Origin of the sequence: Moorena sp. SIO4E2 (genome assembly GCF_010671945.1) — a bacterium.
Classification (GTDB): Bacteria; Cyanobacteriota; Cyanobacteriia; order Cyanobacteriales; family Coleofasciculaceae; genus Moorena; species Moorena producens.
Genome location: NZ_JAAHIE010000194.1, coordinates 1 through 12,256 on the forward strand (window position 1 = coordinate 1; position 12,256 = coordinate 12,256).

A 12,256-nucleotide genomic window follows, 5' to 3' on the forward strand; every position below is an offset into this window, starting at 1 on the left:
TTTGTCAGAAGTCAAACTCTTGCGCTTCTTGATGCAGTCGCTCATGGGGGAAACCCCCAAGACCGTAATGGTGCGCTTGACCTTGGCGAATTAAATTCGCCACGGGTCGCACCTCTGCATCGCTTACAAAGGGTGTGAGACTTTTGTCATGTCCTAACTGCCCTGGCGACTGCTATACTTGAGGTGATGCGCGAATAAGCGATGCAGCAAGGGAACAGGGGATTTCCCCCACTCGCGCTTGGGATCTTGACAACAGGTAACCATTTGTTTAATCTGAGTTACGGAAAGCACCTCAAGCAGCTTGAGCCTTGGCCGTTGGCCACGCTACTTGAGGTGCTCACGGCTGACGGCTGATAGCTGAATGCTTACGAATAGGGAATAGCGATGCATCGCTACCTCCTACTCCCTAAAATCCAGGACGAAAGTACCTCACCAAATTAATAAATGCTATAAAATGCTATAAAATTGCTAATTGCCTGCAAGCCTGCAAGTATGCATCAATGATTAGCGGTTTAGTTCTTCCTCAATCATCCGTTCATAAACCTTTGGCAAGTGCTTACTCATGCTATTCGTTTCTATGCCATAACCTAGACTAGTCCAAGTACCAGACAGCCGCCGCAAAACTTTATCTAAATTTCCTTGCCGCAATTCTTTGGGAATATCCATCCCCCAGGCTCTACTATCCTTGAGCCAATCGTGAACCACAGCATCCTGGAAGTGTGCCTCAAAGCTATACTGCTTCCAAAACAAAAAGCCTGAGGGTCTGGGGTGATAGCTTTGTGCCTTTGCTTTCCAGGTGATATCAAGGAACTGATACCGTCCCGCCGCTGTGCTACATTTTCCAACATTAGGACCAGCGACTATGGGAACACATATTTCAGGATGACGCCTTAAATCAGAAACGTGTTGACCCCCATAGATAATCGTGTAGGGTTGGGGGTCATTAGCTTCACTAGCGGTGATAGTACGCATTAGGGCGCGAATGTAAGGATCTCCCCCCCTCATCACTAAGGGAGGGGTGCCGTGAATACTGGTAGGATAATCAGATAGCGTACGCTCAACCGGGTAGTAAGCCCATCTATTAAAAACATGTCTGAGATAAATCCCCAATAATAAGCTCACTATCGCTAAGGCTGAAATATTGTAAAATAAGCCTTTGAGTGTAAATTTATAGGAAGTATTTGGAAATCCTCTTAACTTTCCGTACTTCTGCCGGGGTGATGAAGACACTCAGTTGACTAATCCTTACTAGTGTTAATAGTGTGAACTTAATAGTGTTCACAAAATGCGATTGACCGAACGTCACGCTACGCGAACGCTCAACACTCCCTCAACCTACGTCAGCAAATAGCTGTTCCCAGCTGTGATCGGGAGCTTCTGCTGAGCTAACCACTTCTACTATTTTATTCCGAGCTTCCGGTTCCGACAGCGCCTCAACACAAACTTCTGCTACTTTGGTGCGAGGTATGCTACCTTCAAATAGAGTATCTGCGCCAGACATGACCATCGGCTCTGAGTTGTCTTCGTTTCTGAGACCACCTGGTCGCACAATAGTGTAAGTCAAGCCACTTTTTTGGATATATTCCTCTGCTTGCTTCTTCCAGACCAGAATCAGCCAGAATAGGTTGAGGGGATGAAAAAACTGGGACACACAGAGGGAAGAAACCAATACAAAGTGTTCTACCCCTTTTTCCTTAGCACCATCTACTAAATTTTTAGTCCCTTCGTAATCCACCTTGTAGGGTGCGGTTGGGTCAAAGCTAGGGCGAGCCTCACTGGCGCACAGCACTACAGTACTATCTGCGATCGCGGCACGGATACTCTCGGGTTTGAGCACATCCCCCACCACTAATTCTGCTGCTGGTGGTAATGTTTCTTGAGCGTACTCTAGATTTCGCACTAAAGCCCGTACAGGAATATCACGCAAAACGAGTTCCTGTACAATCCGCTTTCCTGTTTCTCCTGTTGCTCCAGCTACACATGCTTTCATAGCAATTTCCGTACAATTCACCTAGTAGCTTAGCTAGTTTACCAGTTATTCTGAGTGAAAATTAAACTAGGCCATTCAATCGAGAATTATTGGATTTTGTCTTGATGCAATAGCGAGTGGGGGAAACCACGGCAGTCGCTCATGGGGGAGACCCCCAAGACCGCGCTGCCTCCCCAAGACCGCGCTGCATCGCTTCCGTAAACCCCAACCTCTCGGTTGTATAAGTTTCATGATCATGTGTTCTTCGCTTTCTGGGTCGATCTAATTAAAACCTGCTATAGTCAGTGATCTAATAACTGATCTAATAACTGATCTCGCATCACCAGAAACCCAGCTAGATCAGTCCCCCAAACTTTACACTTGTTTACATAGCTCAACTTGTTTGTGTCCGACTCCTGATTAACTCAGCCAGAGGAGTAGGATAAGCAAGAGCGACCCATGGACATTTCTCAACTAGGCTCTCAACTAGTTTCTGAACTAGTCACAAGGCAATCAAATGAAGAGGATGATGTATGCGATCGCATTTTATTAACCATCAGTCAATTGAGGCAAAACAGGTGGATTTGAATACTCCTGCTATAAAGGCCGACACTGACCCTATTGTTCCATCAGCGTCTTACTCAGGTAGTGAGCCGACTCGGTTTCAGTGTCATTTTCAAGACTGTATGGAGATGTATGCTTCAGCTGAGCAAGTAAGTGCCTATCTAAATACTCACCAGGATTGGTTTTGTCGCTGCGCTCATCCGATGAAAGTAGAACTGCTCACAGACAATGGCTATATTTTGACCATTGGTAGCTTTGGCGCATTTGGCTATAAGGTTGAACCAAAAATCGGTTTGGAATTGCTACCTCAAGACGAAAATTCCTATCAGATTCGGACAATCCCCATCCCGAATCACGTCAGTCCAGGCTATGAGCTTGATTTCCAGGCATCTCAGAGCTTAGTAGAAGTACCAGCAAGGGAATATTTTCAAGAGCATCAGCTGGAATCGCAGTCCATACCATCAGCGATAACCCGCGTGGAGTGGCATCTTGACCTCAGTGTTGACATGTGGTTTCCCAAGGCAATTCGGAAACTACCTCAGTCCTTGATTCAACGCACAGGCAACGGAATTTTGCAGCAAGTTGTCCGTCAAGTTTCCCGGCGTTTAACCCACAAGGTGCAGGAAGACTTTCATAACAGTAATGGTCTACCTATACCGAAGCAATCACAGCAGCGGCAAAATCTACGGTAATATTTACTCTAAGGGTTGATAGATCAGCTATCAGCTATCAGCCCAATGCTTAGAGCTTAGCTTGGACACCTAAACTAAAAGCAACGAAAAGCTAAGTTTAAGTTTGCATATTTAAACTCTACAACCATCCTAGGGCGGGTACAATACCACGCCCCTAGGTAAATCAAATCATCTACGGATTGCTAAGAATCTTCTGAACAATTTGCATACCGGTGATGGCTTGCCAGCTGAATAGTCCCAAGAGTGCAACATTCAGGACGATGTGACTATAGCGAGCCCAAGCTTGACCTTTCTGCATTAATGGTGTTAGAGAGGCAGAGGTAGCAATAATTCCGGTCATGCCTAAACCAGCCAGCAAATGGGGTCCAAAAAACAACTTGCCATTGTTAATGTAGGTTACTGCCATACCTCCGATTGTACCCAGTACCATCATTGCTAGCAACGCTGAACCCACAAGATGGTGCTTAACATTATATTGACCCTTAACTAGCGCTTTCTTTTCGTCACCTTCCGCCGTTCTAGTCTTTTGGATTTTCAAACCCAGATAAAGAGCATAGAAGGCTGCCGCTAGCAGCACCCACATCAGTAAGGGGTGGAAGAATTGAGACCAAAATTTAACAGACTCTGGCAGGTTCATAATGTTATGTCAATTTTCAGGAGCTTCATGAAAATTAACATAACATAGTTGCCGTTATTAATTCTAATGTGCTATGTACTAAGTTGAACAAGATGGTAGTATAGCTGCTCACTCCCTCACCAGTTCAAAGGATAATATCTTTGATTGATTGCAACTTGGTATCAATCCTTGAGGACAGGACTAACGCACTAAGAGAAATCGCCTAATAGACATCGCCTAATAGACATAGCGAGGCATATCGCTCAAGGCGTTCCAGGTGTGTTCACTAACTACACCATTGCCTAGCAAACCCCTGTCGAGTTGGAAGCGTTGCACTGCTTCGAGTGTCAGGGAAGCGAAGATGCCATCAATCTTACCGGTATAGTAGTCACTAATCCAAAGTACTTCTTGGACTGTTTTGACAGCCTCACCAAAACTACCAGGACGTAGAATCGGCATATTGACCGGAGCACCACCCAGAAGAGCTTGCCAGGTCTTTTGGTCTACAATACCAGTTGCTCTGAGAAATACCTTTTGCTGGTAGCCTTGCACAGCATATTCAATCTCTGTGTCAAAGATACCATCTAATGGACCAAAGTAATATCCCCGGTGAGCCAAGATACTTTGTAATTCTACCACATAAAGACCAATGAACCCTAGATAAAGGGTGTGCTTTCTGAGCCAAGCAGTGACACAAGCACTGGTCTGGGAGGTTTCCAAATTAATCAAAGCTGTCATGCTAGATTTCCCTGATGAAATTTTTCCTGGCATTCTTCATAATCAAATATCTGAGGTTGATCTGGGGTGATTTAAGTTTTAATAAGTTGTTAACCTTCTGCCAGTAAAGCGTGATTTGAATCACGTTAACTATGTTGACTGTTGACTGTTGACTGTTGACTATTGACTGTTGACTGTTGATCTTAGGGATGCACAGCCAAGGCTTGCATGCAGTAGTTAACATAAAACGTTCCATGTAGTTACCCCACGTTACGTTTATTTCTATCGACCCTAGAGGTTTCAAAATTTCTAGTTAATACCAAGTAGCATTGAGCGTTAGCACCCTCTATCGAGAGTTTCCCAGTCTGGTGGTGTCTTGCCGTCTTTGAATGCAATCCCTCTGATGGCAATGTCATACTATAGTGCTTTATATAGTGCATATAGTGATTTGCAGCTCAGTAAAATACACTTTAGCCTCTCGGGAGCTCCCACTGCAATCACCGGCTGTATTCTATTCCAATCAAGACTGCTATAGATTTAACTGAGTAATGAAACTGTTTGTGCCAGGTCGCCTTTGTCTATTTGGGGAACATAGTGATTGGGCAGGAGGCTATCGCTGCCTAAATCCCGAGCTCGAAAGAGGCTACACCCTAATCACCGGAACCAATCAGGGACTTTATGCTCTGGTCTTATCTCATCCGACCGAGCTGATTATGCGTACTTCCCTGAGGGAGGGTACACCGACCGTTTCTATTAGTTTACCAATGGAAAGGAGTGCTCTGCTCGCTGTTGCTAAAAAAGGCGGTTTTTTTAGTTATGCTGCTGGGGTTGCCTACCAGTGTCTATCTCGCTATCCTGTCGGTGGAATTGAAATCGATAATTACCGCACTGACTTACCAATCAAGAAAGGGCTATCCTCAAGTGCAGCAATTTCCGTCCTAGTTGCCCGCAGCTTCAATCGCCTGTATGACTTAAACATGACCCTCCAAGAGGAAATGGAGTTAGCCTATCTAGGGGAAACCACCACCCCTTCCCAATGTGGTCGGATGGATTTCGCCTGTGCTTATGGCAATCGACCGATCATGATGATGTTTGATGGTGATCACACCGAGATTAGTGAACTCAAGGTACCTCGGAATCTGTTTTTTGTAATTGTAGACCTCGGGGCAAGCAAAAATACTCAGGAAATCCTGAGTAAACTGAATCAGTGCTATCCATTCGCCACTAACGAAATACAACAGAATGTTCAGCACTATCTTGGTCCAATCAGTTCTAAAATTACTCAGGAGGCAGTTGAGGCTCTGGAAAGGGGTGATGCTGAACGGATTGGTAGCTTGATGAACCAGGCACAAGCTGAATTCGACCGCTATCTTATCCCTGCTTGCCCTGAGCAATTAACTGCTGGAGTGCTGCACCAAATCCTGAATTATGAACCAATTCAACCTTATATCCTAGGGGGAAAGGGAGTTGGCTCTCAAGGGGATGGCACCGCACAATTTATTGTTAAAGACAAGGAAAGTCAACAAAAGTTAATTAAAATTATTGAGCGTGATTTTCCTCAAATGGAATCTTTGACGTTAACGATTTATGCAGACCAATAACGTTCGCAAAGCTTTAATTCCCGCAGCGGGTTTTGGTACCCGTTTGTTTCCAGCCACCAAAGTGGTAAAAAAAGAGTTATTTCCGATTATTGACCGGGATGGTAGGGCGAAACCAGTGATCATGGCGATTGTAGAAGAAGCGGTCAGTGCTGGGATAGAAGAAGTGGGGATTGTGGTTCAAAAAAGCGATCGCAAACATTTTGAAGAATTTTTTAAGTCCCCCCCCAAACCCGAACTCTTCGAGAAACTCTCTCCAGAAAACCAAGCATACAGCCAATATTTACAGGATTTAGGCCATAGAATTACCTTTCTGATTCAAGAGGAGCAAGAAGGCTATGGTCATGCTGTATTCTGTGCCAAAGAATGGGTAAATAATCAGCCTTTTCTATTGTTGCTGGGGGATCATGTTTACACTTCTGACCATGAAACTTCCTGTGCTAGTCAAGTTCTAAACGTTTATAACCAGGTTGATCAGAGCGTTGTTGCCTTGACCGTAATGCCAGGAGAGATTATTCACAAAGCTGGTTGCGTGACTGGGATTTGGCAAGAGTCAGAATCACGGTTGCGTGTGACAGAGCTTTATGAAAAGCCTACTCTTGAGTATGCGCGAGCCCATCTCCATATGGAAGGAATGGCAAAGGATCAGTTCTTAGCGGTATTTGGTATGTATGTACTTAAGCCGAAAATTTTTGACTATCTTGAAGAGCACATCAACCAAAATATCCGTGAAAAAGGTGAATTTCAGCTCACATCATGTCTTGATAAATTGCGACAAGAAGAGGGCATAACCGGTTATCTAGTTAAAGGCAAGTATTTTGATACCGGAATGCCCCAGTTTTATCGACAGACCATAATTGATTTTCCGAATCAAACTTAGGTGACTTGATCTGATTAATCCTGTTTTTTTAATCCTGTTTCTCGAAACTAAGGGAAGCAGAATTCATACAGTAGCGTAAGCCTGTTGGTGGTGGTCCATCGCTAAACACGTGACCTAGGTGAGCGTCACAGACAGCACACAACACTTCTGTCCTGCGCATAAATAGGCTGTTATCCGGTTCCTCCTTTACATTCTCTTCTTTGATAGGTGCGAAAAAACTAGGCCAACCTGTCCCAGAATCATATTTGGTATCAGAGTTAAATAGCTCTGTTCCGCAACAGATACATTTGTAGATACCCTTGTCCTTATTGTTCCAGTATTCTCCAGTGAAGGCTCTTTCCGTTCCCTTCTGTCTGGTGACTTTAAACTGTTCCGGTGTTAGCTGCTCTTTCCACTGTGCTTCAGTCTTTTGTACTTTACTAACCATGGCTGAATCCTTGTAATAGTGTTTTGATGATACGTGGGAGGTGAGAGATCACCAATAGGGTAATCTGGTCTTTTTTAAAAAAAAGACACGTTTTGATACTTAACTTAACATTTTCTGGCACACAGGAGATGGGAAGTTTGGGAAGTTTGGGAAGTTTGGGGCGTGTGGGGAGATGGGCAGGGTTTGATCAAGGGTAATTATTCAAAGGTAGGCGTTGCTGAATTAAGGAATGAATGGGCGATCATCTGGTTTTATTAAAGCCCCCTAAATCCCCCAATTTTGGGGGACTTTGGGAGTTTTGTTCCCCCCAGCGAGGGATTGCTCGCTGGGGGGCTAGGCCGTGTTTTCAAAGTTTTCCGCAAGATTTAGATCCCCCCCAACCCCCCGCGCGGAAGGGGGGAGCCATTCTCAAAGTCCCCCTTTTTTAAGGGGGATTTAGGGGGATCTCCGAGTTTGAAAACACGCCCTAGGGGGGCGAAACCATACCCAGAATCAGCAACGCCCAAAGGTAAGTATTCGCCCATGAGATGAGTGGTCAGGCAACCCTTCCGTGTCTGCCACAGCTAATATCATGTCAGGATAATTACCCTTAATAAAAATCTCCCCCATCTCCCCATCTCCCCACACCTCCCACCCTCCCCACCCTCCCCGCGCCCGGGCCCCAAAATTGATGGATATTCAACCGGACTTGATATAAACCTCACTCTTCCTGGGGATACTCATCCCACAGTTTCGTTACTTGCCGTATGCTCTGGTAATTACCATTGCCAACAATCAAGTGATCCAATACCGGAATACATAAGAGTTGACCTACCTGTAATAACCGTTCCGTTAGAGTAATATCTTGAAAACTTGGGTCAACACTCCCAGTGGGATGATTGTGAGCCACAATTACCTGTGTTGCTCCTTGGCGCAGCACTTCTCGGAAAATATCCCGGGGATTAGCAATGGTTTCTGTTGCTGTACCAACAGTAATAATCTGAGTACCCAACAAATGATTCTTAACATCAAGTAGCAACACAGCAAATCGTTCATGATTTTGCCACATTAAGTCATGACTCAAAGACGCTGCTGCTGAGGCTGGACTATCAATAATTACACCTTCTGTAGGTCGAGACAGAAATGCCCGTTTGCCCAGCTCCACTGCGGCTAAAATCGTTGTGGCTTTCGCTAGTCCAACACCATGAATTTGGGTCAATTCTTGAGCTTTAATATTCCGCAACACAGCCATTGGGTCTCGCTGGTCTTTGGCAAGTTCCTGTAAAATCAACTGTCCTAAACCCATGGCAGAAAGCTTTCCTTTGCCTTGACCTGTACCTAAAAGAATTGCTAGCAGTTCCGCTGTCGCCAGATTTTTAGCTCCTAGAGCAACTAATCGCTCACGAGGACGTTCACTGATGGGAAGATCAGCAATTCTCAGGCAATATGTCATAGATGTACACTGATCAAGACTGAAGGGATTTATTTTTAGTTATCCCGTTTTGAGCTAAGAAAGCTAGATTCGATTGGGAATATGCTGATTATCCCAATAATCAAGATGGGGAGATGGGACGATGGGGAAATGGGGAAATGGGGAAATGGGGAAATGGGGAGATGGGGAGATGGGGAGATGGGGAGATGGGGAGATGGAGAAATTAGGTGTAAACAAACACAGATGACTAGCACAATTTCATAATACTGTCGTGCCAAATTGACGATTTTGCCAAATCTTTACATAACGGATTTTCTTTAGTGCATAAATATTTGAACAAAACCAAGAAGGTTTAGTGCTGGATTGTCTAGGAAGGTTATCCCTTGATTAGCGGACTTTTCGGCAACACCAATTACCTACCAAAAACGAAAATCCGAGAAATTCTAATCATATTGACTGACTTAATACCTCAAAGCGCGTAGTGGCTATGTTACAGTAATTAATAATTTACAATCAACATATAAAGATTTTCCCTAGACTGCCTCAGAATTAAGTAAAATTTTGATGAATTTATCACAATCCTAGTCCCAATCACTAGGATTAGCTGAGATGATGTCAAATCGAAAGCATATAGACATCTACCAAATTAACTATGTCAAATCAACTATTCAATATTTCAAACCTTAACGGCAGAATTGGGTTCTCTATTAATGGTGTTACGTTAGGTGACCGCTCCGGTTTCTCAGTCAGCAGCGCTGGAGATATCAACGGTGATGGCAATCATGATCTGATCATCGGAGCCCCAGGTGCTGATCCCAATGGCCTTTTTTCAGGTACAAGCTATGTAGTCTTCGGTGGTCCAGATGTAGGTACTACCGGTACCATTGAACTAGCTGACCTAGACGGTACTAACGGTTTTGTTATTGCCGGTCTTAATTCAACTGGATTCTTAGGCTTTTCGGTTAGCAGTGGTGGAGATATCAATGGTGATGGTACGAATGACCTACTGGTAAGTGCTCCTGGTGCTGGTGCCAACAACAATGGCGTTAGCTATGTAGTATTTGGCGGTTCCACTGTGGGCTCTACTGGTAGCGTAGATCTCTCATCTGGCTTTGCTATCAATGGCATTGATCCTGCAGAATTTTCTGGTCATTCCATCAGCAATTTAGGGGATGTTAACGGCGATGGGAAAAATGACCTATTGATTGGTGCTCCTCATGCCTTGTTGCCTATTTCTTCTCCCGGTCTTAATCCTGGCAATGCTTATGTGGTATTTGGGGGCACAGGTACTGGCGGTAGCCTAGACCTCTCCACTCTGGACGGCACTAATGGCTTCCTCCTCACCAGTAGTGTTGCCGGAAACTTAGCAGGTTTTTCAGTCAGTAGTGCTGGGGATATCAATGGTGATGGCATCAAGGACTTCGCTATCGGTGTTCCTGGTAGTGATTCTCCTCTGACTGACAACAGTTCTGCTGGCAAGACTTATGTAGTGTTCGGTGGTTCAGGTGTCGGTGCCACTGGAACCCTAGACCTCTCATCGATACCCTCCTCCGACCCCAAAACTGGCTTCGTCATTAATGGTATTGATGAAGGTTCTAGCCTTGATCTCGGTGACAGGGCAGGCTGGTCCGTGAGTGATGCTGGCGATGTCAACGGTGATGGTGTTAGTGATTTAATCATTGGGGCTCCCTTTGTTGACTCCGATACCCAGACTGATGTTGGCGAGGCTTACGTAGTGTTTGGCGGCACCGATGTTGCTGGTACAGGGAACTTAGACCTTGCAAGCCTCGACGGTACCAATGGCTTTGCCATCACAGGGATTGAAGCGAATGGTCTCCTGGGCTCGTCAGTTAGTTATGCTGGGGATCTCAACAAAGATGGGTTTGCTGATGTTGCGATTGGAGCTAAAGGTGCAGGCAAAGTTTATGTGCTATTCGGCAGTGAAGAGTTGGGAACTACTGGCAGTGTAGACCTTTCTACCCTAAACGGCGAAGATGGCTTAGTTATCGAAGGTACTGACTCCCTAGGCTTCTCAGTAAGTGGAGCAAAAGACGTTAATAGTGATAGCATTGATGACCTAGTTATTGGCGCACCTGGTCTTGAGCTTAGTACAGCCAATGGCGACACCCCAGGGAATAGCTATGTCCTATTCGGTAATGTTGCTCCAGTGATAGACCTCAATGGTGTATCGCCAGCTCCCGGAACAGGTACCGGAACAGGTACCGGAACAGGTACCGGAACAGGTACCGGAACAGGTACCGGAACAGGTACCGGAACAGGTACCGAGACAGGTACCGGAACAGGTACCGGAACAGGTACCGAGACAGGTACCGGAACAGGTACCGAGACAGGTACCGAGACAGGTACCGAGACAGGTACCGAGACAGGTACCGGAACAGGTACCGAAACAGGTACCGAGACAGGTACCGAGACAGGTACCGAGACAGGTACCGAGACAGGTACCGAGACAGGTACCGAGACAGGTACCGAGACAGGTACCGAGACAGGTACCGAAACAGGTACCGGAACAGGTACCGAGACAGGTACTGGAACAGGTACCGAAACAGGTACCGAGACAGGTACCGAAACAGGTACCGGAACAGGTACCGGAACAGGTACCGAAACAGGTACCGAGACAGGTACCGAGACAGGTACCGAGACAGGTACCGAGACAGGTACCGAGACAGGTACCGAAACAGGTACCGGAACAGGTACCGAAACAGGTACCGGAACAGGTACCGAAACAGGTACCGAAACAGGTACCGAAACAGGTACCGAAACAGGTACCGAGACAGGTACCGAAACAGGTACCAAAACAGGTACCGAGACAGGTACCGAGACAGGTACCGGAACAGGTACCGGAACAGGTACCGAGACAGGTACCGAGACAGGTACCGAGACAGGTACCGAGACAGGTACCGAGACAGGTACCGAAACAGGTACCGGAACAGGTACCGAAACAGGTACCGAGACAGCTCCCGAGCCAATTATTGCAGCTGCCCCAGCTATTCCAGCTCCTGCCCCAGATCCAGATACCGACGGCATTGATGCTACTGTCACATTTACCGGTCATCAGCTGGCACTGTTCCCAGATAACAAATTGACTCTGAGTGATGCTAATAACACCACTCTGGTTGGCGCAACAGTAACAATTGCCAATCTGCTGAATCCCACAGAGGAACTGCTGACTGTTGATAACACTGGCACCCTGATCGGGTTTAGCTTCGATGCCAACAATGGTATCCTGACCTTAAGTGGGGTAGATACCATCAAAAATTACCAGCAAGTCCTCAACACCCTAGAGTATGAAAACACATCTGGTGTGACTGATGCCTCTGGTCGCATTATCCAGTTTGTGGTTGATGATGGTTTAGCTTTCAAA

The 12,256-nt window shown here is 45.8% G+C and carries 11 protein-coding genes and 1 pseudogene; 5 read left to right on the plus strand and 7 right to left on the minus strand.

The window, feature by feature from the left end:
- Positions 1-504 precede the first annotated feature (504 nt).
- Complete coding sequence (locus tag F6K37_RS19545; RefSeq protein WP_081431898.1) at positions 505-1,230, minus strand: glycoside hydrolase family 24 protein; 726 nt, start codon at positions 1,228-1,230, stop codon at positions 505-507.
- Between the two features lie 100 nt (positions 1,231-1,330).
- A complete protein-coding gene (locus F6K37_RS19550; protein ID WP_287251655.1) occupies positions 1,331-1,990 on the minus strand; it encodes an NAD(P)H-binding protein in 660 nt (219 codons plus the stop codon).
- Positions 1,991-2,428: 438 nt separating this feature from the next.
- On the opposite strand from F6K37_RS19550, the gene F6K37_RS19555 reads away from it, so the two are divergent.
- On the plus strand, positions 2,429-2,557 hold the full coding sequence (locus F6K37_RS19555; RefSeq protein ID WP_267871987.1) for a hypothetical protein: 129 nt from the start codon (positions 2,429-2,431) through the stop codon (positions 2,555-2,557).
- Positions 2,503-3,225 carry a DUF1997 domain-containing protein gene (locus F6K37_RS19560; RefSeq protein WP_287251656.1) on the plus strand — a complete coding sequence of 241 codons (723 nt, stop codon included), beginning with the start codon at positions 2,503-2,505 and terminating at the stop codon, positions 3,223-3,225. Before F6K37_RS19555 ends, F6K37_RS19560 begins: the two co-directional genes overlap by 55 nt.
- 172 nt (positions 3,226-3,397) lie before the next feature.
- On the opposite strand, the gene F6K37_RS19565 is transcribed toward F6K37_RS19560, so the two are convergent.
- A complete protein-coding gene (locus tag F6K37_RS19565; RefSeq protein WP_008179999.1) occupies positions 3,398-3,862 on the minus strand; it encodes a DUF4079 domain-containing protein in 465 nt (154 codons plus the stop codon).
- A gap of 216 nt (positions 3,863-4,078) precedes the next feature.
- A complete protein-coding gene (locus tag F6K37_RS19570; protein WP_287251657.1) occupies positions 4,079-4,579 on the minus strand; it encodes a peptidoglycan-binding domain-containing protein in 501 nt (166 codons plus the stop codon).
- Positions 4,580-5,106: 527 nt separating this feature from the next.
- Here F6K37_RS19570 and F6K37_RS19575 point away from each other — a divergent pair.
- Both F6K37_RS19575 and F6K37_RS19580 read left to right on the plus strand, forming a co-directional pair.
- Entirely contained in the window at positions 5,107-6,159 is a 1,053-nt protein-coding gene (locus F6K37_RS19575; RefSeq protein WP_008182695.1) for a mevalonate kinase family protein, read from the plus strand.
- Positions 6,146-7,036 (plus strand): UTP--glucose-1-phosphate uridylyltransferase, encoded by an 891-nt coding sequence (locus tag F6K37_RS19580; RefSeq protein ID WP_008182692.1) that lies wholly within the window; start codon positions 6,146-6,148, stop codon positions 7,034-7,036. The genes F6K37_RS19575 and F6K37_RS19580 overlap by 14 nt, the downstream gene beginning before the upstream one ends.
- Positions 7,037-7,064: 28 nt before the next feature.
- Here the strand turns inward: F6K37_RS19580 and msrB are convergent, their stop codons facing one another.
- Entirely contained in the window at positions 7,065-7,463 is a 399-nt protein-coding gene (gene msrB / locus F6K37_RS19585) for a peptide-methionine (R)-S-oxide reductase MsrB (protein WP_008182689.1), read from the minus strand.
- Between the two features lie 700 nt (positions 7,464-8,163).
- Positions 8,164-8,895, minus strand: a complete 732-nt coding sequence (gene radC / locus F6K37_RS19590; RefSeq protein WP_008182685.1) for a RadC family protein — start codon at positions 8,893-8,895, stop codon at positions 8,164-8,166.
- Positions 8,896-9,526: 631 nt separating this feature from the next.
- Between radC and F6K37_RS45565 the strand changes: the two are divergent.
- Positions 9,527-10,798: pseudogene (locus F6K37_RS45565) on the plus strand (integrin alpha); the annotation flags it as partial.
- A 222-nt stretch (positions 10,799-11,020) separates the two neighbouring features.
- On the opposite strand, the gene F6K37_RS45570 reads toward F6K37_RS45565, so the two are convergent.
- Positions 11,021-11,947, minus strand: coding sequence for a glycine zipper family protein (locus tag F6K37_RS45570; protein ID WP_502887757.1), 927 nt, complete (start codon positions 11,945-11,947; stop codon positions 11,021-11,023).
- Positions 11,948-12,256: the final 309 nt, after the last annotated feature.

What these genes read in the sequence shown, in the direction of transcription:
- F6K37_RS19550 (WP_287251655.1), bottom strand. Translation starts at nt 1,990, where the DNA reads ATGAAAGCATGTGTAGCTGGAGCAACAGGAGAAACAGGAAAGCGGATT.
- F6K37_RS19555 (WP_267871987.1), top strand. Translation starts at nt 2,429, where the DNA reads ATGGACATTTCTCAACTAGGCTCTCAACTAGTTTCTGAACTAGTCACA.
- F6K37_RS19560 (WP_287251656.1), top strand. Translation starts at nt 2,503, where the DNA reads ATGCGATCGCATTTTATTAACCATCAGTCAATTGAGGCAAAACAGGTG.
- F6K37_RS19565 (WP_008179999.1), bottom strand. Translation starts at nt 3,862, where the DNA reads ATGAACCTGCCAGAGTCTGTTAAATTTTGGTCTCAATTCTTCCACCCC.
- F6K37_RS19570 (WP_287251657.1), bottom strand. Translation starts at nt 4,579, where the DNA reads ATGACAGCTTTGATTAATTTGGAAACCTCCCAGACCAGTGCTTGTGTC.
- F6K37_RS19575 (WP_008182695.1), top strand. Translation starts at nt 5,107, where the DNA reads ATGAAACTGTTTGTGCCAGGTCGCCTTTGTCTATTTGGGGAACATAGT.
- F6K37_RS19580 (WP_008182692.1), top strand. Translation starts at nt 6,146, where the DNA reads ATGCAGACCAATAACGTTCGCAAAGCTTTAATTCCCGCAGCGGGTTTT.
- msrB (WP_008182689.1), bottom strand. Translation starts at nt 7,463, where the DNA reads ATGGTTAGTAAAGTACAAAAGACTGAAGCACAGTGGAAAGAGCAGCTA.
- radC (WP_008182685.1), bottom strand. Translation starts at nt 8,895, where the DNA reads ATGACATATTGCCTGAGAATTGCTGATCTTCCCATCAGTGAACGTCCT.
- F6K37_RS45570 (WP_502887757.1), bottom strand. Translation starts at nt 11,947, where the DNA reads ATGACCGGTAAATGTGACAGTAGCATCAATGCCGTCGGTATCTGGATC.